This is a genomic window from Commensalibacter papalotli (ex Servin-Garciduenas et al. 2014) (genome assembly GCF_000527695.1).
In the GTDB taxonomy this organism is placed as follows: Bacteria; Pseudomonadota; Alphaproteobacteria; order Acetobacterales; family Acetobacteraceae; genus Commensalibacter; species Commensalibacter papalotli.
Genome location: NZ_ATSX01000002.1, coordinates 193,860 through 212,414 on the forward strand (window position 1 = coordinate 193,860; position 18,555 = coordinate 212,414).

The window sequence follows — 18,555 nt, forward strand, 5'->3', positions numbered from 1 at the left end:
TATCAGTAGATAGTAATAATCGTTTCTTATACTATATACTCTTATTCTTATAATATACAAATAATTTTACGAGTATTTTTATACTACAAAAAAATATAGTGAAAGATTATTAAAATCCTTCACTACAAAAAAATATTAATCTGTATGCTGTTCTATAATTTAGCGATTCATTAATACGGCCAAATTTGCATTTTCTAACATATAGCTTGTAACCCCACCCAAAATCATTTGTTTCCAACGTGGATGAGAATAAGCACCCATACAAAGCATATCAGCACCAAATTCATGACATTTTGAAATCATACTTTCACCAGTGCTTCTTTCCCCTTTAATCACACAAAGCTCGACATTAACGTCATAAAATTTAAGATAATCAGCAACATCTTGAATATCCAGACCACGCTTTGGATAATCATCACTATATAAAATAGCAACTTTTTCCGCAGAATTCATCCATCTTAAGGCTGTATGTAACGCTGCTGCTGCTTCGACACTGCCATTCCATGCAATACAGATACGCTTACCAACACTTGCTGGTCTTTCTTTTGGCGCAATAAGAATAGGACGACCACTTTCAAATAAAAGCGCATGTAACATTTCAGAAGAAGAAATATGCTCATTTGAACTTGGATGCGCAACAACTGTAATATCAGATAACCGAGACCAATAAGTCGCGACTTCGGTTTCTCTGCCTGCTAATGCTCTAAAACTAGCTGTCTTCCCTTTTTCTGCAACTTGGCTTGCTTCTGCATCAACCACTTTGATATTATTTTGATCCACGAAATCATCAAACATTTTACGCGCAAATCTTAAACGTTTTGTACCTTCATGTTCTGCTATCGCCATCACTTCTTCAATCATGGTTCCAGATAGTCCCTCACCCGTCAAAGGAATAATATCTTTTTTATCTGGACGAATATGCATTACTGCCAAATGCGCGTCATATCCTTCACATAGTAAATTTGCCGTAGCCAAAGTCGCATCAGTTAAAGGCGTTCCTTGAATAGGAACAAGAACTTTTTTAACTTTAATCATATTAAATATTCCTTAATAAAGAATTAGATGATGAAGGATAGATATTCAAAAAAGACAGGGTCTATTGCTCCGTTAGTAGCTCAAGCTCAATAAGATATACTTATTTTTATAAATTAAAATTATGACAGAAATCAAAAAATCTAGCAAAGAGTATTTATATTCACGGTTATTATACGCTTTAACGTTTTTGTGATTTGTCTAAAAACAACAAAACTTTAGAAATAATCCACCTCTTTTCTTTCTATTATAAATCAGGTATTAAAAATATAATTGCGGTTTTTTCTCTTTATTAATTACAATAACTGCTAATACATAGAAATTTATAAATTGGCTTAAAGCTAGGAAATTGTCATGTCAAATGAAAACGCTGTACTTCCATTAGAAGGGAAGTTAATGCAGGGCAAACGTGGATTGATTATGGGAATGGCTAATAATCACTCTATCGCTTGGGGAATTGCAAGGGCTTGTGCTTTACAAGGAGCAGAGTTAGCATTTGCATATCAAGGTGAAGCCCTAGAAAAAAGAGTTAGACCTTTGGCTGCAAGCCTAGGTTCTGATTATTTAATCCAATGTGATGTTGGTGATGATAAAGATATTGAAAAAACATTTAAAAATATAGAAGAAAAATGGGGGAAACTTGACTTTGTCGTGCATGCAATTGGTTGGGCAGATAAACAATATCTACGTGGACGTTATGTTGATACACCTAGAGAAGCTTTCTTAACCGCATTGGATATTTCTTGTTTTTCATTTACAGCTGTTGCCAAAGAGGCCTCTAAACTTATGAAACACGGCGGTTCGTTATTAACGCTGACCTATTTAGGTGCAGAACGTGTCATGCCTCATTATAACGTGATGGGTATTGCCAAAGCTGCACTAGAATCATCTGTGCAATATATGGCCGCAGATTTAGGTATAGATAATATTCGCGTAAATGCAATTTCCGCAGGCCCGATCAAAACCTTGGCTGCTAGTGGAATTGGGGATTTCCGTTATATTTTAAAATGGAATCAATTAAACTCTCCACTGCAACGCAATGTTACCATTGACGAAGTTGGCGGCGCAGGGGTTTATTTCCTTTCTGACCTTTCTCGTGGTGTCACAGGAGAAATCCATCACGTCGATTGTGGATATCATATGGTTGGAATGAAAAATCCAACAGCACCTGATATCGCTTTGGCTTCTGAAGACTAATTTTAACTTTAATATACAAGTGAGCATATAAACCATGTCGTGTAATAGTTTTGGAACTTTGTTTCGTGTAACGACATGGGGGGAAAGTCACGGACCTGCAATCGGGTGTGTTGTGGATGGATGCCCCCCACAAATTCCTTTGACCGAAGAAATGATTCAACCTTGGCTTGATTTGCGTAGACCTGGGCAATCTAAATTTACAACGTCTCGGAATGAGCCTGACCGTGTTAAGATCTTGTCTGGAGTATTTGAAGGCAAAACAACAGGCACTCCAATTTCTTTGTTAATTGAAAATACCAATCAACGCTCCAAAGATTATTCCAATATTGCCCAATCTTATCGCCCAGGACATGCAGACATTGCTTATGATTTAAAGTATGGCATTCGTGATTATCGGGGTGGTGGGCGATCTTCAGCCAGAGAAACGGCAATGCGGGTTGCTGCTGGTGCTATTGCTCGATTAATTCTGGGTGATCAAATAACCATCCGCGGTGCTTTGGTACAAATTGGGGATCGCAAAATTAATCGTGATCGTTGGTCTTGGGATGAAGTAAAGAAGAATGAATTCTTTTGCCCTGATGGTGAAATGGTGCCTCAATGGCAAGATTATTTAAATTGTATTCGCAAGCAAGGCTCTTCGATTGGTGCTGTCATTGAAATTGTTGCTGAGGGAGTTCCTGCGGGATTGGGGGCGCCTATTTATGGCAAACTGGATTCAGATATTGCGCAGGCAATGATGAGTATTAATGCTGTTAAGGGTGTTGAAATTGGTGAAGGCTTTAATGCCGCCACGTTACGTGGAGAAGAAAATGCAGATCCAATTTACCTTCATGATGGCAAGCTTTCTTTTTCCTCCAATCATGCGGGGGGAATATTAGGTGGAATTTCAACAGGACAGCCAATTAATGTACGCTTTGCGGTAAAACCCACCAGCTCTATTTTAATTCCTCAGCCTTCGATTGATTCCGAAGGAAACGCCACAGACGTGATTACCAAAGGAAGGCATGACCCTTGCGTTGGTATTCGTGCGGTGCCTGTGGGTGAAGCGATGATGGCATGTATCCTCGCTGATCATTGGTTAAGGCATCGCGGGCAAATTGGTCAATTTCGATCTAGTATTTTAGATTAAGAATTACAAATACAAAAAGCCTCTGAGTTGTTATTGACCCAGAGCTTTTTGTATTCTTATAATGAATCATTATTATTTTTATATGTATTCATATATTTTTCTAACTCTTTCCATTGAGACTTAACGATATACGTATTCCTTAAATAAAAAAGAGACCATTTATGCATTTTTTTTCCAAAAGAATCTAAATTACTATTTTTTGCTTTGTATTGTTGAATGTCTTCCCATAATTCATCTCTATCAAATCCCATCCATATAGGCGGGATAGGTGAACAAAGATTAGGGTAACAAACAGGTGCTACCCATTCAAAATAAACCTTTTTAACATGCTCAATGGGGAAACGATTTGAAACAGGCGCAATGTAAATAAAATCAGTTTCGCTATCTGTAAATATGTCTGACAAGGATTCACATAAATCAATATCTGTATAAACCTTACCCTCCATATTTTTTGCTTTTCTATAATATTTTAATGCTTCAAGTTGTTTTTTTAACTCCATCCATTGGCGTTGATATTTTTTTCTTAAATAGTAAACTAAATATTTATGCCGTATTTTATAAAAAGAAAATTTTTTATTACATTTTTCTTCATATTCTCGAATGTTTTTCCACAATATTTCTCTATCCAAATCTACCCAAGCTGATGATAATATATTACGAAAGTAAGAATAATATACTGGTGCAACCTCTTCAAACAACATTTCCTCTACATATGTAGTAGAAGTATATTGTGCAGCAGAAACAATATATGAATAGTTAATTTTTTGATCTATAAAGAAACCTAATAACACCTTATACAAATCTTTTTTTAAATCAATATGGATTAAGGATTTATCCATTTTGTTAATTCCTCTAGTTCATCATCCAACATCTCGGCCGCAAAGTAACCATAAATTCCTCCAACAAAAGCACCAGTACTAACTGTAACCAAGGCACATGCTGGGGCTGCAGGTCCACATAATGGATCTACCATTGCCCCTGCGGCTGCTCCACCAGCAATACCCGCACCGATTCCTATTCCTTGCCTCATCGCTTCTTTCAACTTATTCTCTGCAGTCGCAATATCATATGCCGCCAGAGCTACCGATGCAACAAGTGTTACTTTTCCTAATAATTGCAAACGTTTTACTCGAAGCGTAGTCGCTTTATCAGGTCGAGCCGAGGCTTTTCTGACCTCCTCAAAAACATCATTTTGTTGGATCTCTGACAAATTAATAAAATCTTTCTCAAATTTTTTCTGTGAATACTTTTGAAAAAAGTAATCAAGTGACCTTCCCTTCGATTTAGTTCGTGTTGCTTTTGCCAAACCATATTTAGAAGTGTAGTCTCTATGCAATTCCATAGTTTCATTTCTCATATAGCTACACCAAGCAGCACCCTCTTCTGAAGAAATTATACCGTCATCAACCATTTTGGTAACCTCTGCAAGCACTCTCTCTACATTTCGCTGATAAGATAACCTTACTCTATCATCATTCATTGTATCTTTTGAAAATTGTAATGCCGCCCCTAAAAACCCAGCTTTTGCTTGGTTAAAATAAGAAGACTCTTCCACCAATCTTTTCAACCTATCATGAACTGAAGGTTTTTTAAATAACTCTTGAAACGGCGGTTTTGTAAATTTTTTATCCCATGGTTCTACATTATCTTGAGGCAAAGACTTTTGAAATTTTCTTTGCCATTCAGGTATAGCGTTCATCATTGAATCCTTTTCTACAATTAATTTTCTGTATTGCTATCCGCATTAATGACATCCATCACGATTTCTTTGGCGCTGTCTGCACAAACACCAAATTCTGGGTGATATTCGAAATAGCTCACCACAAAGCAAGAATCATCATATTGATCTTCGGCATTAATCGAGAATTTTTCGATTTTCACATCGTCACAATAAAGGGGAAATAAAATATCACTATATTGTTCAAATTGTTCCGTTGCCCAGGCGTCATTAAACCTGACGGTAAAGGCTTTGGCCATTTGCAAAGCAGCAATATTTCCTGTACCTACAAAAGTCACATTCATTGTAATTTCAGATCTGGCCCATAAAATCTTATGTTTATCAGTATAACGTGTTTCTGTAGTCGACAATTGATTTTCATCAATCACTTGCAACACAACATAAGGTGGTTTAGGCGGAGAAACCCTGTTCACCAATCCTTTGATGATTTTTAATTTAGCTCCCTTAATCGGAATGGCTTTTTGTAAAAATTTACCCACTAAATTATACATTTCTTTGTAAGATAATGTTTTTAATTCTGAAAATTCTTGATCTTTAGGAGCTTTGGCTGTTACTTTGGCTGGTGTTTTCTTGGTTGTCATTTGATTGATCTTTCTTATAATAATAATGAAGACATAAAAAAAGACGCAGCTATGGCGTCTTGATTGAAGTATTTTCTTGATTTGGAAAATTGGCATAAAAACGACCTTTAAATTAGGTCGTTTCTAATATAAAATACGAGTATATTACTCTATTTATATAATCTCATATTTGTTCAATAGTTTCAATAAATAAAGAAAAAGTATCTATTAACTATTTAATAAAGAACCTTTTATAAAATTTTTGTTATCTTTGTATCTTATTCGAAGTCTTAATGTTTGTTAATTATTTAACCCACAATGCAAATTGTTTTAAATCAACATTACCACCACTAAGAACAATACCTATTTTCTTACCTTCAATTGGTATCGTTTTTTTCATTACAGCAGCAGCAGCCAAACATCCTGTCGGCTCCACAATCATTTTCATACGTTCTGCAAAAAAGTGCATCATAGAGATTAATTCTGGATCAGAAACAGTAATAATATCATCCACTAATTTTTGAATAATAGGAAAATTATACTGTCCTAAATGCGTTGTTACCGCACCATCAGCTATGGATTTTGGTGCGGGAATAGTCACTATCTCGCCTTTACGTAAAGATTGTTGTCCATCATTTCCAGCCTCAGGCTCAACCCCAATGACTTTGATATTAGGTAGTAAATGCTTGGCTGATAATAAAGATCCCGCTAATAATCCCCCACCACCCAAAGGCACAAATAAATAGTCTAAGGATCCAACATCTTCTATTAGTTCCTTAACAGCTGTTCCCTGACCTGCAATAACGTCAGGATGATCATAAGGGGGGATAAGTGTTAAACCTTGTTCATGGGATAATTGCTGAGCTATAGCTTCTCTATCCTCTGTATAGCGATCATATAAATATATTTTTGCGCCATATCCTTTGGTTGCTGCCATTTTAATTTGCGGCGCATCCTTGGGCATAACAATTAATGCCCTTGTTTGATGTAATTGGCTGGCATAAGCGATCGCTTGAGCATGATTACCAGAAGAATAAGTAATTACACCCGCCTTACGTTGCTCATCTGTTAAACAAGCAATAGCATTAAAAGCCCCTCTAAATTTAAAAGCACCAACATGTTGATAATTTTCACATTTAAAATATAGATGTGCTTTACTTAACTGATCCGCAGTTCTTGATGTAAAAACGGGCGTTCGAAATGCTTTATTTTCAAGTCTTAAAGCAGCAGCTTCTACATCTTGATACGTCACAGATAATTTCATTCTATTCTCTTAAAAAGGTTTAATCACAACCATGATCACAATAATAATCATTAAAATTGTTGGAATTTCATTCATATAACGATAAAATTTTTCAGAATGCTTGTTTTTATCATTTAAAAACTGCTTGCGCCACCGAGAACAAGCTCCATGAAATGCAAATAAAAGCAATACAGCAATAATTTTTGTGATCCACCATCCAGAATGCATATCAACTATGCCTGGAATTGATGCCAATAATGCACCCAAAATAAATGAACAAATCATTGCTGGATTAATTATAATCCGTTGAAGTTTACGTTCCATAATTTTGAAACGTTCACTTTCTTCAGATCCAACCTTGGTTTGGCAATGATAAACAAATAATCTAGGCAAATAAAATTGTCCCGCCATCCATGCAATAATTGCTATGATATGAAATGCTTTTATCCATAAATAATAAGGTGCAAGTGCGATCAGCATAATAAACCTTTATTTCTTTTGACTTTGAACAACTTCTTTAATGAAGTCTGTGGCTTCATTTAAAGACGCTACACGAATTAATCCACGATAATCAGGAGCTGGTTTATCCAGATCTCTTAATAAAATACAAACAGATCCTGCATCATAAGCTGCTTTTAATCCTGTATCAGAATCCTCGACAACAATACAATCTTCTGGGTTAACGCCTTCCTGTTCAGCTGCATGTAAATATAAATCAGGAAAAGGTTTTGGACGTTCCATATCACATCCTGAATGAGTACGATCTTTTTCAAACCAATGTGTAAGTTTTGATGTATTGAATTTGATTTTCATTTCTTCATGAGAAGAATTTGATCCTATACGATAAGGAATATTTAAGTCTTTTAATGTTTGTAAAATAGTTTCTACACCCTCAATAGGGTGAATATCATGATGCATGGCTTCTACAATAAGATCATGTGCATGTTCTCGCCAATGTATTGGTAAAGGCATTGTCACATGTTTTTTCATTTCTTTTTCAATATCAACTAATTGAACGCCTGTGAATAATGCTCTGGCTTCTGGACCTGTAATATTCCAACCGTGTTTTCTGGCCTCTTTACCTAACACATCACCAACAAGATGCTCGCTCTCGACAAGTACTCCATCACAATCAAAAATAACAAGTTTCAATTGTCCATCGGCATGTACTCCTTTGGGAGCTTGTGCAATAGCTTTTTTAATATCTTCTCTCATTTTTAAATCCCTTTATTTTAAATTACGAACAGTATTTACCAGTTCATAAACATGTTCAACAGGCGTTGTTGGAAGAACACCATGTCCTAAATTAAGGATATGCCGTCTATTTTTTAATTCAAGACATATATTGTGAACTTCTTGTTGCAAAACGTTTGGATTATGCAATAAACATAAAGGATCAATATTTCCTTGAAAAGCTATTTCTGGATTAATTGTTTTATTGAGTAAGGTAATATCAGCAGTTTGATCAATCCCAACTGTTTTTAATCCTGTTCCATCAATATAAGATTGCAATTTCGTTCCTGCTAAACGAGGAAAACCAATAATAGGAATATGAGGGTATTTTTGTTGAATTGCTTCAACAATTTGGCGTGTTGGTTGAATAACATATTCATTAAATAAAGAGACAGGTAATAATCCACCCCAACTATCAAATAACTTAACAGCTTCAGCACCAGCTTCAATTTGACGACAAAGATAATCGGTCGTTGTTTGAACAAGTAAATTTATAATTTTCTTAAATAAAGTGGGATTTTCATACATCATCTTAAAGACATTACCAAAATCCTTAGAACTTCCTCCTTCAACCATATAACAAGCAACGGTAAAAGGTGATCCTGTAAACCCAATTAAAGTTACCGTCTTCGCTGCTGCTGTTCCAATTGAGTCTTGACCATTTATAATTTTATTTAATCGTCTTATTGCTTCTAAAACAGGCTCTGTTTTTTCTTCTATTTGATTTGGATTAAGTTTCTGTAAATCTTGTTCTGATTGAATGGGAGGTAATACAGGTCCTTTTCCTTCAATAAATTGTAAATCTTGTCCCAAAGCCCAAGGTAAAATTAAAATATCTGAAAATAGAATTGCTGCATCAAAAGCAAATCGTCGAATAGGTTGTAATGTAATTTCCACAGCGATATCAGGTGTTAAACAACGTGTTAAAAAATCAGCTTGTTGCCTTAAGAGCCTAAATTCTGGTAAATATCTTCCTGCTTGTCTCATTAACCAGACAGGAGGTGGCCACACAGATTGACCATTAAGAACGGTTAAAAGTTTTTTGTTTGTTGAGGACATTAAGGAAACTTTCTGTTTATTTTTTTCATTTGTTTTTTCTCTTTTACAAGTTTAGCAAAAGTTTTCCTTTTTTACATTCCCTTAAAAAATAAAAAGAAAATTTAACTTTATAGTGTTTGTTTATTGTTGCCTGTTAGTACTGTGGTACCCAGCTTTCAAAAAATGTACCCCATTTTTATCACAGAGTGTACAGTTTTTAACAGATTGATTTTATTTAACAAAACTGAGTTATCCAGATATTATCATCCTACCCCTGTGTACAACTCACTGAATTCAAAAAAGAGAGTACAATCCCCAGTACTCGGTACCCCTATCTTTTTACTGTCGTACAATCCCCATGTACCTCAATGTACCACAGACACAAATACAAGTTATACTTACTTAAAAATTATTATAGAATCGGTTTTAAAATATGAATTAGGTTTGATTTAAAGAATTCTTTTTTGCTACAAGATAAAGATCATAGTGAAAATAAATAAAAGGATATTCGATATGAGTATAAAGCGCATCAATCAATATAAAACAGCGCCTGTGATGATGAAGGCTATGATGGATCTTGAAAAAACAACTCATGAATCTATTTTACCTCTTTCTCTAAGAGAATTAGTAAAAATCCGCGCTTCTCAATTAAATAACTGTGCGTTTTGCTTGAATATGCATACTAAAGACGCTTTAAAAGCTGGTGAAGAAATTAATAGATTAATGGCAATTAGTGTATGGAAAGAAAGCTCTTTTTTTACAGATCGTGAACGTGCTGCATTATTATGGACTGAAACATTAACTTTATTGTCGGAAAAAGAAGCTTCAGATGAGATATATCAAAAAGTTTCGGATCAATTTAATGATCAAGAGCTAGCAGAATTAACTGTTATGATTGCAGTTATTAATGCATGGAATCGTTTTGGTGTTGGTTTAGCTATAAAAGCAGAATAGTCAGATTTTATAATAATCTTCTTTACGTTGAAATAATATAATTACGACAATAGTTTGAAGTTGTTTATAAAATCGATGGAAATTTAAAGATTATAATTTTATATTTAATCGTTGATTTTTTATTATTTACTGTTTATATGTTTTTGACAATGGGGTCATAGCTCAGTTGGGAGAGCGTCTGGATGGCATTCAGAAGGCCAGGGGTTCGATTCCCCTTGACTCCACCATTTTAAAATATATTAATTTTATTAAATATTTAAAAATTCATGTAGATTCTCATAAAACTGAGTGTATAATTTTTTAAATTAAGTATGCCGTTATTCATCAACACCTTTTAGTTTTTGTTGGTTTAAAGCTAGCAGTAATAACTTGTAAAAATTTAATTTTACAATTCATTCTGTATTTGTTGTACAATTTAGAATTACATTTTAATCTGTTAAGAATATAGTTTATAATTAAGATATTTTTGTTTATGAACGGACAATGCTTGTTTAATAAATAAAAAAGTTTATTTTAAAGTCTAAGGGTGATTTGTACAATATCTAACTATAATTTCAATGTGTAAATATCAATAAAATTTATATTAATTTTAATATAGAATTCTCAAATTTTTATAATTGATGTATGATTAAACCTAAACCAAGCAACAAGCAATTCGATTGAATAAAATATGTTGTCAAACATATTATAATCATTTTATTAAACTTAAAAGAACATATGACAACACCAAATGAATTGAGATTTATCGCTAGAGTAGCCCGAATGTACTACCTCGATAATATGAAACAGCCTGATATTGCAAAACATTTATATATTTCACAAGCAACAGTATCGCGTTTATTAAAAAAAGCAGTGGCAAAAAATATTGTACAAATTTCAATTAATGAACCAGAAAATACATTTCTAGAGCTAGAAGAACAAATTAAAAATTATTTTGGATTGTCAGAAGTTGTTATTGCTGCTTGTGAGCAAGATCAAGAAGAACAAATTTTTTTACATATTGGACAGGCTGCAGCACAATTTTTTTCTGCTACCATGCAACAAGATGAGGTTATTGGTATTTCATCTTGGAGTGAATCCTTGCTTAGTATGGTTAATCATTTAAACCATAATTTTAAAATATCAGCAAAAAAAATCATCCAAATTCAAGGTGGAATTGGCAGTCTAACAGTAAAAAAACATGCTGCTATACTCAGTTCAAAACTTGCAAAAATTACTCATGCAGAAACAGTTTTATTACCTGCACAAGGAATTTTTGGCTCAACAAAGGCTAAAACTATTTTAATGGATGACCCTTATGTCAAAGCGACATTGTCTCAATTCAACGAGATTACCATGGCATTGGTTGGTATTGGCCCTATTTCTCTAGCTAAACTTCTGGCGGATAGTGGCAACATCTTAACCAAAGCTGAAATGAACACAATTACACAGAAAAAAGCTGTTGGTGACATTTGTTTACATTTTTATAATAATAAAGGTAAGCCTTTAGAAACAGCTATCGATCAACGTATTATCGGGATTACCTTGGATCAATTAAAAAAAATCCCTCGTGTTATTGGTGTTGCTGGAGGGAAAAATAAGACCGATGCTATTCTTGGTGCATTATCTGGACGTTTAATTAATATTTTAATTACAGACCAATATACAGCAATGCGTATTCTTCAAAGTATTGCACCTAAATTACAAATAAAAAAATAAAATATGGTATGGAATAAAGGGCAAAAAACAAAAAAAAGCTATTTATGGATGTCCAAGTAAGATATTCTAGCATTAGGTAATTTATTACATACAGATATGTCTGAACTTATAACTGGCACAAAAAGTTTATCACACAATTACCGTGCTGGAAAACATATGTATGAACTGGTTAAAGAAAATAATTGGTGTATTCAACAAGAGAAATTTTACAATGTTGAATAAGCATTGTCATACACTGTTATCATTATTATAATAGCAGTGTATGACAGGCGATTAAGACATAAACATACCACCATCAATATTGATGGTTTGACCCGTTACATAAGCTGATTGCGGTCCTGCCAAGAATGAGATAACATTTGCGACATCTTCGCCTGTACCTGCACGACCCATAGGAATTTTTGATACCCATTCAGCCATTAATTCGCCTGGTTTATAATTCCCTAACATTTTTCCCCAATGCTCATCATTATATGCCCACATATCAGTTTCGATTATTCCTGGGCAAAAAGCATTTACAGTAATACCTTCTTTGGCAACTTCGTGTGCCAAGCTTTGCGTGATCCCCATGACTCCGAATTTACTGGCTGCATAATGAGGGGTATAAATAAATCCTTGGCGTGCTTGACCAGAGGCAGTATTAATTAAACGTCCACCTTGACCATGTTTACGAATTCTAGCAATAGCTTCCTGGCAACATAAAAAGACACCTGTCGTGTTCACATCTAGGACTTTTTTCCATTCTTGCTCGGTCAGATTTTCAATCTTAGCAATAGTAATCACCCCTGCATTTTGAACTGAGATATCGACACGACCAAATTGTTCTTCGGCAAAATCGTATAAACGAATAACGTCCTCTTTGTTCGTTACGTCCATTTCAAAAGCAACAGCTTGGCCGCCATTTTTATTAATACGCTCGGCAACTTCATTTACTTTGGCTTCATTGGATGCAACTACAACTTTGGCACCATCTTTTGATAAACGTTCTGCAATCGCTGCACCAATACCACGACTTGCGCCTGTAATAACAGCAACTTTATTTTGTAAACTCATGGGATCTCTCCTCTAAACTATGTAAAAATATTAATAAACTAAAAATTAACTAACTCTTTGCCACTATTGGGGGCGAAGCAGGATTATTCTCATCCTTTTTTTTGATAAAACTACGGTGGTCAATGTTCACAAAAGCCATCACAATAGCTGCTGAGAAATAAAGAGCTGCATAAATCCAAATAACACCAACAGCACCAATAGAATGAATAAATATGCCAACAATACCTGGGCCAAAGAATGTACTGAGACCAGCCGCAAGGGTTAGTACAGACATCGCAGCACCTTTATTTTCTGGTGCCAACATTGGCATAATCGCATTGATTGGAGTATAAGCAGCCAGACAGGCCCCATATGCACATGCTGCAAGCCAAGTTACAAAATATCCACCGCCCCATGTAGGAATATAGAAGAATAAAAGTGTTGTTAATCCACAACCAACACATCCTCCCCATGCAACAGTATTTTTCCAACCCCATTTATCACCCAACATTCCCCAAAAATAATTGGTAATCATATTGGTAATCCATAATGAAGCAAGCATTTGTAGCCATTGACTAATCGTAAACCCTAAATTTTGTAAAACTAGGGGTAAGAAAATCGGAAAACCATAACTTGCAAGCGTATTGACTATTCTGACATAACCACACAGCCCAAGTTTAGGAACTTCGAAAATAATCGTAATTCCTTTAAGCAAATATAAAATAGATGTTTTTTCTTCAGAATTTGCTCTTTTCTTAGATTTAATAGCATCTTTATCGACTAATAGTGCAATAGCTCCGCCTAAACAAACAAAGACTAAGGCACTCCACAACACGTGGATTTCGGTCATAAATTTAAGTGTAACGCTGGAATACATCACCCCAAGCACACTTAAACCACAAGCATAACATGACCAGAAAATACCACCTGCTGTTGAAAGTCTATCTACTGGTGCTTCATAAGTCACATATACTAGGAATCCATAAACAAACAAAGGATAACTTAGTCCTCTTAACGCATAAGATGGCAACATCACTGCAAAATTATGACTTGGAATACCAAACGTCAAAAAGAAAAAGGAGCCAATACAGAACATAATCAATCCTGCAAACATAACGCGTCTGACACCAAACATTTCTGTTAAAACACCAGAAAGAAATGCTGAAAAAGAAGCTGTTAATCCATACACACTAAATAATAAGGATGATTGTTCAATCGATAATCCATTTTTAATGAGATAAGGAGATAACCATCCTTGTTCTAGCCCTTCACCAGCCATAAAAATCATCACACCTATGTATCCCAACATTAATTTTGGCGTGATAAATACCTTTTCTACAAAACTACTCCACATAATTATCTCCTGTTTCTTTACAAGATAATGTAGAGTTTATAGCCGTTTTTCTAAAAAGAAGACGCAACTTCCCCTTCAAGAATAATTTGGTTTTAAAACACATATTCTTGTCCCTTTTAAGGTAAAGCTGTTTATATTTTATTTAAAAAACAGCTTTATGTATTATTATGATTTTGATCTACAAAAGGCTTACCAACAGCAGAATCCACCATCGACCAGTAAATTAACGCCTGTGCAAAAAGATGCTGCTTCGGATAATAAGAATATTGCTGGCCCAGCCATTTCATCAGGATCGGCAATACGTTGCATCGGTGTTTCTGATGCAAATTGCTTCATTTGGTTAACCATTTCAGGACGTGTATTCATTGGCGTTGCGGTATATCCTGGGCTGATTGTATTAACACGTACACCTTTTTCTGCCCATTCCATTGCCATACTTTTACTCATATGAATAACAGCTGCTTTGGCAGAATTATAATGTGCTTGCATCAATCCACGATTAACAATCACACCAGACATAGAAGCAATATTAACAATAGCCCCTTTACCATGTTTTAGCATTATCCGTGCTTCTGCTTGGCAAGATAAAAAAACACCTTTAACATTGATGTCATACAAACGTTGCCATTGTTCCAGCTCCATTTCCTCGACCGGATTAGCATTCGCAATTCCAGCGGCATTTACCGCTAAGGATAAGTTCCCTAATTTTTCATCAACAGCTTTTACTGCTTCAGCCAAATCATTAGGATTGGTAACGTCCCCTGTTAATGCAATAGCTTTACGGCCTAGTTTTTCGATTTGTGCAATCGTATCTGATAAGCCAGCACTGTTAGGTAAATCAAAACATCCTACATTAGCCCCAGCTTTAGCAAGATTAACGGCAATTCTTTGTCCAATTCCGCTTCCTGATCCTGTTACAAAAGCGTTTTGACCTGCAAGAGAAAAAAGTTCCATAATTGTATTCCTTTATAATAAATATTCTCTTTAACAAATATTAGATAGAATATAGCTGACGGGATTGGTTAACGGCTTTATGCCACTTTTCTAAATCAATGTTCTGTTCATCTTGCTGTGATTTTGGTTCAAACAAATCATAAGCTCGATTGAGTTTATCTAAACCTGCTTGAGTCCAAATTTCTTCGGTTAACCCTGCCATATAAGCAACCCCCAAAGCTGATAATTCTGGTCTTTCTGCTCTAAATACAGAACAATTCAGTATCTGTGCTTGTAACTGCATCAAACCGTCATGACTGGTTGGTCCACCATCTACAAAAAGTTGATGAATTTCACCCACATTACGACGAATAGCATTTACTACGTCCGCAACTTGATAAACCACACTGTCTATAGTAGCTCTGGCCAAAGTCTGCCTGCTGGTTCCGAGGGTCAAATTGGTAATTAAACCAACTGCTTTTTCATCCCACCAAGGGGCACCCAGCCCTCCAAAACCAGGAACTAACACAACAGAGTCACTTTGACTTTTCATACCCAATTCAACGAGTTCAGTCACAGAAATATCCAATATTCCTGCCATCCAACGTAAGGTAGCTCCTAAAGAGCGAATGTTTCCTTCAGCAGCATAAGCAATCTTATCACCAGTTTTCCAACCAATGGTTAAACATAAACCAGAATGCAGCTCGTCTTCTTTACGAATAAGCCCCATAATTGAAGAGCCTGTGCCATAAGTTGCTTTGACTTGCCCAATATTAAATGCTTGATGTCCAAATAAAGCAGAATGACTATCTCCCATTACTGCACCAACAGGAATTTTTAATGGACCCAAAGATTGTTTGATCTCTTTTGGAAAAGGACCATTAGAAGAAATAACTTTAGGTAAACATGCTCTCGGCACATCAAATAAGGCCAGTAAGTCATCGTCCCAATCACATTCATGAACATTGATTAATTGAGTACGTGATGCATTGCCTGCTTCGATTAAATGCTCGCCATAAATGTTGAATAGCAACCATGAATCAATTGTACCAAGGCAGAGCTCACCCTTCAAAGAGCGATTACGGTCTTTATCATAATGATCTAATAACCATTTACCTTTAGATGCAGAAAACATGGGGTCCAAAGGAAGGCCTGTAAGAAACTTTACCTTGTTCTGCACAGCTTCATCTGAACATTTTGATGATAAATCGACTTGGCGTTGATCTTGCCAAGAAATTAGCGGATGCAATGGTTTCCCTGTCTGGCGATCCCATAATAGAAAAGATTCTCGTTGTGTGCTGATCCCGGCAACAATAACATCAGCAGCTATATAACCATTAGGCAAGTTTTCAAGTGTTTTAGAAACAACCTTTCCTACACTTTGCCAGATTTCCTCTCCGTCTTGTTCAACGTGACCGGGAAAAGGATGGGTTTCCCCAATTTCAATCTTACCACACGCAATAATTTTACCTTTGTAATCAACAATAACGCACTTTGTAGAGCTGCTACCTTGATCAATGGCCAGAACTAATGGATCGCCCATGATGCTACCTCGCTAATTCACAAGCAGACTTAACAATATTTTCTACACTTAGCCCAAAATGGTCTAATAAAAATGATGCAGAACCTGTTGGCGCAAAATGTGAAACGCCTAAAATTCGCATCTTGGTTGGATGATGCTCAACAACTACCTCGGCAACTGCTGCGCCCAAACCACCCGTTGTGATGGCTTCTTCCATAGTTACGATACCACGCGTTTGACTGGCCGCAGCAAGAATGGCTTTTTTATCCAATGGATTAATCGTGTGCATATTTAAAACTCTGGCTGAAATGCCTTGTTGTTCCAATAAAACTGCGGCCTCTAAAGCACGAGGAACGAGGATACCTGTTGTAATCAACGTAACATCTTTTCCCTCTTTTAAAACCAATGCTTTACCCACTTCAAAAGGGGCATTATTTGGTGTGGTCTGAGGAATTTTAAAGCGATTAATACGCATATAAACAGGTTTATTTGCTCTAACCGCCCAAAGAATTGCATCCTTAGTTTGCTTAGGGTCAGCAGGGCTTAGCAATGTAATATCTGTTAATGCTCGGATCCAAGAGAAATCTTCGATAGAGTGATGGGTTGGCCCCAATTCTCCATAAGACATTCCAGGGCTTTGCGCACATAAAATAATTGGATACATATTATATGCAACGTCAGCCTTAACCTGTTCCAAAGCACGACCACTTAAAAAAGGTCCAGCACAGCTTACAAATGGAATAAAACCACTATTGGCCAGCCCTGCGGCAACTCCAATCATATTTTGTTCAGCGATACCGACATTAATTAAACGATCTGGGAATTCTTTTTTAAAATCATTTAAATTAGATGAACCAACAGAGTCATTACAAACAGCGACAATACGCTCATCTTGACGAGCCAACTCTATTAAGGTTTCAGCAAATATTTTGCGACAATCAAATGTTTCTTGTTGAGATAAAGACGTCATGAGTGTGTTAACTCCTTAATAGCTTGGATATTTTGTTCGGCAGAAGGAACTTTGTGATGCCATTCCACTCTATTTTCAATAAAGGAGACCCCTTTTCCTTTGATTGTGTTCGCGATAATAACTTTGGGTTTACCTGTAGAAGGAGCTTCCATAACTTTTAATAATTCTTCAAAACAATGCCCGTTCAGCTCATACGTATCCCAACCAAAAGCACGCCATTTATCTGCTAAGGGATCAAGTGAATTGGTATCTTCGGTGCCTGCACCTTGTTGTAAGCGGTTACGATCAACAATGGCCATTAAATTGCCAAGCTTACGATGGCCTGCATACATTGCGGCTTCCCAATTAGAGCCCTCTTGTAACTCACCATCTCCTAATATAACAAAAGTTCTATATGATTTTTTTGCTAACTTTGCTCCAATTGCACATCCGACCCCGATAGGTAATCCATGACCTAATGGGCCTGTATTCGCTTCAATACCTGAAAGTTTACGGCGATTAGGATGCCCTCCTAAAAAAGATAAAGGCTTCATAAAATCACCCAGCTGTTCATGTTTGAAATAGCCAGCTTTGGCCATCACAGAATATAAAGCTGCTGCACAATGCCCTTTTGATAGAATGAATCTATCTCTGTCTGCCCAATTTGGATCTTGTGATTTATAGTTCATCACGCCAAAAAATAAGGAAACTAAAATATCAGTGACAGAAAAGTCACCCCCAATATGCCCCATCTTTGCCGCGGCAATGGTATTCACGATATCAACACGAATTTCAGAAGCAATTTGACTTAACTTTAGCAGGCGATCCTTGTCATTATTATTCAAAACCTCTTGAACTTTAGCCATTTAACCACCTCAAATAACAAATCAATTTTATATATGAATATTTATTCACATAGTGATAATTTATTCATATATAGATA

At 35.8% G+C, this 18,555-nt stretch carries 18 protein-coding genes and 1 tRNA gene; 5 read left to right on the forward strand and 14 right to left on the reverse strand.

Annotation, left to right across the window (positions count from 1 at the left end; genetic code table 11):
- Positions 1–159: 159 nt before the first annotated feature.
- Complete coding sequence (locus COMX_RS07930) at positions 160–1,035, reverse strand: universal stress protein (RefSeq protein WP_034339683.1); 876 nt, start codon at positions 1,033–1,035, stop codon at positions 160–162.
- 351 nt (positions 1,036–1,386) lie between these two features.
- Between COMX_RS07930 and fabI the strand changes: the two genes are divergently transcribed.
- Both fabI and aroC read left to right on the forward strand, forming a co-directional pair.
- Positions 1,387–2,229 (forward strand): enoyl-ACP reductase FabI, encoded by an 843-nt coding sequence (gene fabI, locus COMX_RS07935; RefSeq protein ID WP_034339685.1) that lies wholly within the window; start codon positions 1,387–1,389, stop codon positions 2,227–2,229.
- Between the two features lie 34 nt (positions 2,230–2,263).
- Positions 2,264–3,358 carry a chorismate synthase gene (gene aroC, locus COMX_RS07940; RefSeq protein WP_034339687.1) on the forward strand — a complete coding sequence of 365 codons (1,095 nt, stop codon included), beginning with the start codon at positions 2,264–2,266 and terminating at the stop codon, positions 3,356–3,358.
- Between the two features lie 56 nt (positions 3,359–3,414).
- On the opposite strand, the gene COMX_RS11225 is transcribed toward aroC, so the two are convergent.
- The 7 genes from COMX_RS11225 to hemE all read right to left on the reverse strand — a co-directional run bounded on the left by COMX_RS11225 (position 3,415) and on the right by hemE (position 9,191).
- Positions 3,415–4,197 (reverse strand): DUF7079 family protein, encoded by a 783-nt coding sequence (locus COMX_RS11225; RefSeq protein WP_200867627.1) that lies wholly within the window; start codon positions 4,195–4,197, stop codon positions 3,415–3,417.
- The gene (locus COMX_RS07950; protein ID WP_051462026.1) at positions 4,182–5,057 is read right to left on the reverse strand and encodes a hypothetical protein; all 876 of its coding nucleotides are present in this window, start codon (positions 5,055–5,057) and stop codon (positions 4,182–4,184) included. Before COMX_RS07950 ends, COMX_RS11225 begins: the two co-directional genes overlap by 16 nt.
- Positions 5,058–5,077: 20 nt before the next feature.
- On the reverse strand, positions 5,078–5,677 hold the full coding sequence (locus COMX_RS07955; RefSeq protein ID WP_034339688.1) for a phage neck terminator protein: 600 nt from the start codon (positions 5,675–5,677) through the stop codon (positions 5,078–5,080).
- Between the two features lie 283 nt (positions 5,678–5,960).
- Positions 5,961–6,920 carry a threo-3-hydroxy-L-aspartate ammonia-lyase gene (locus COMX_RS07960; RefSeq protein WP_034339689.1) on the reverse strand — a complete coding sequence of 320 codons (960 nt, stop codon included), beginning with the start codon at positions 6,918–6,920 and terminating at the stop codon, positions 5,961–5,963.
- Between the two features lie 9 nt (positions 6,921–6,929).
- Positions 6,930–7,382, reverse strand: a complete 453-nt coding sequence (gene hemJ, locus COMX_RS07965; protein WP_371827979.1) for a protoporphyrinogen oxidase HemJ — start codon at positions 7,380–7,382, stop codon at positions 6,930–6,932.
- Positions 7,383–7,388: 6 nt separating this feature from the next.
- On the reverse strand, positions 7,389–8,114 hold the full coding sequence (locus COMX_RS07970; protein ID WP_034339691.1) for an HAD family hydrolase: 726 nt from the start codon (positions 8,112–8,114) through the stop codon (positions 7,389–7,391).
- A gap of 12 nt (positions 8,115–8,126) precedes the next feature.
- Positions 8,127–9,191 carry a uroporphyrinogen decarboxylase gene (gene hemE / locus COMX_RS07975; protein WP_034339692.1) on the reverse strand — a complete coding sequence of 355 codons (1,065 nt, stop codon included), beginning with the start codon at positions 9,189–9,191 and terminating at the stop codon, positions 8,127–8,129.
- Positions 9,192–9,683: 492 nt separating this feature from the next.
- On the opposite strand from hemE, the gene COMX_RS07980 reads away from it, so the two are divergent.
- From COMX_RS07980 to COMX_RS07990, 3 genes are all read left to right on the forward strand, one after another.
- On the forward strand, positions 9,684–10,124 hold the full coding sequence (locus COMX_RS07980) for a carboxymuconolactone decarboxylase family protein (RefSeq protein WP_034339693.1): 441 nt from the start codon (positions 9,684–9,686) through the stop codon (positions 10,122–10,124).
- A 151-nt stretch (positions 10,125–10,275) separates the two neighbouring features.
- Positions 10,276–10,351, forward strand: a tRNA-Ala gene (locus COMX_RS07985).
- A 490-nt stretch (positions 10,352–10,841) separates the two neighbouring features.
- Entirely contained in the window at positions 10,842–11,822 is a 981-nt protein-coding gene (locus tag COMX_RS07990; protein ID WP_034339696.1) for a sugar-binding transcriptional regulator, read from the forward strand.
- A gap of 273 nt (positions 11,823–12,095) precedes the next feature.
- Here COMX_RS07990 and COMX_RS07995 read toward each other — a convergent pair whose 3' ends face one another.
- The 6 genes from COMX_RS07995 to COMX_RS08020 all read right to left on the reverse strand — a co-directional run bounded on the left by COMX_RS07995 (position 12,096) and on the right by COMX_RS08020 (position 18,478).
- Positions 12,096–12,875, reverse strand: coding sequence for a glucose 1-dehydrogenase (locus COMX_RS07995; RefSeq protein ID WP_034339699.1), 780 nt, complete (start codon positions 12,873–12,875; stop codon positions 12,096–12,098).
- A gap of 49 nt (positions 12,876–12,924) precedes the next feature.
- Positions 12,925–14,208: an MFS transporter gene (locus tag COMX_RS08000; protein ID WP_034339702.1), complete on the reverse strand. Its 1,284-nt coding sequence runs from the start codon at positions 14,206–14,208 to the stop codon at positions 12,925–12,927.
- A gap of 189 nt (positions 14,209–14,397) precedes the next feature.
- Positions 14,398–15,162 carry an SDR family oxidoreductase gene (locus COMX_RS08005; protein ID WP_034339705.1) on the reverse strand — a complete coding sequence of 255 codons (765 nt, stop codon included), beginning with the start codon at positions 15,160–15,162 and terminating at the stop codon, positions 14,398–14,400.
- Positions 15,163–15,202: 40 nt separating this feature from the next.
- The gene (locus tag COMX_RS08010; protein WP_034339707.1) at positions 15,203–16,684 is read right to left on the reverse strand and encodes an FGGY-family carbohydrate kinase; all 1,482 of its coding nucleotides are present in this window, start codon (positions 16,682–16,684) and stop codon (positions 15,203–15,205) included.
- A gap of 4 nt (positions 16,685–16,688) precedes the next feature.
- Positions 16,689–17,633: a transketolase family protein gene (locus COMX_RS08015; protein ID WP_034339710.1), complete on the reverse strand. Its 945-nt coding sequence runs from the start codon at positions 17,631–17,633 to the stop codon at positions 16,689–16,691.
- The gene (locus COMX_RS08020) at positions 17,630–18,478 is read right to left on the reverse strand and encodes a transketolase (protein WP_051462028.1); all 849 of its coding nucleotides are present in this window, start codon (positions 18,476–18,478) and stop codon (positions 17,630–17,632) included. Before COMX_RS08020 ends, COMX_RS08015 begins: the two co-directional genes overlap by 4 nt.
- Positions 18,479–18,555 lie beyond the last annotated feature (77 nt).

Coding starts and splice junctions, on each gene's coding strand:
- COMX_RS07930 (WP_034339683.1), bottom strand. CDS start 1,035: ATGATTAAAGTTAAAAAAGTTCTTGTTCCTATTCAAGGAACGCCTTTA.
- fabI (WP_034339685.1), top strand. CDS start 1,387: ATGTCAAATGAAAACGCTGTACTTCCATTAGAAGGGAAGTTAATGCAG.
- aroC (WP_034339687.1), top strand. CDS start 2,264: ATGTCGTGTAATAGTTTTGGAACTTTGTTTCGTGTAACGACATGGGGG.
- COMX_RS11225 (WP_200867627.1), bottom strand. CDS start 4,197: ATGGATAAATCCTTAATCCATATTGATTTAAAAAAAGATTTGTATAAG.
- COMX_RS07950 (WP_051462026.1), bottom strand. CDS start 5,057: ATGAACGCTATACCTGAATGGCAAAGAAAATTTCAAAAGTCTTTGCCT.
- COMX_RS07955 (WP_034339688.1), bottom strand. CDS start 5,677: ATGACAACCAAGAAAACACCAGCCAAAGTAACAGCCAAAGCTCCTAAA.
- COMX_RS07960 (WP_034339689.1), bottom strand. CDS start 6,920: ATGAAATTATCTGTGACGTATCAAGATGTAGAAGCTGCTGCTTTAAGA.
- COMX_RS07970 (WP_034339691.1), bottom strand. CDS start 8,114: ATGAGAGAAGATATTAAAAAAGCTATTGCACAAGCTCCCAAAGGAGTA.
- hemE (WP_034339692.1), bottom strand. CDS start 9,191: ATGTCCTCAACAAACAAAAAACTTTTAACCGTTCTTAATGGTCAATCT.
- COMX_RS07980 (WP_034339693.1), top strand. CDS start 9,684: ATGAGTATAAAGCGCATCAATCAATATAAAACAGCGCCTGTGATGATG.
- COMX_RS07990 (WP_034339696.1), top strand. CDS start 10,842: ATGACAACACCAAATGAATTGAGATTTATCGCTAGAGTAGCCCGAATG.
- COMX_RS07995 (WP_034339699.1), bottom strand. CDS start 12,875: ATGAGTTTACAAAATAAAGTTGCTGTTATTACAGGCGCAAGTCGTGGT.
- COMX_RS08000 (WP_034339702.1), bottom strand. CDS start 14,208: ATGTGGAGTAGTTTTGTAGAAAAGGTATTTATCACGCCAAAATTAATG.
- COMX_RS08005 (WP_034339705.1), bottom strand. CDS start 15,162: ATGGAACTTTTTTCTCTTGCAGGTCAAAACGCTTTTGTAACAGGATCA.
- COMX_RS08010 (WP_034339707.1), bottom strand. CDS start 16,684: ATGGGCGATCCATTAGTTCTGGCCATTGATCAAGGTAGCAGCTCTACA.
- COMX_RS08015 (WP_034339710.1), bottom strand. CDS start 17,633: ATGACGTCTTTATCTCAACAAGAAACATTTGATTGTCGCAAAATATTT.
- COMX_RS08020 (WP_051462028.1), bottom strand. CDS start 18,478: ATGGCTAAAGTTCAAGAGGTTTTGAATAATAATGACAAGGATCGCCTG.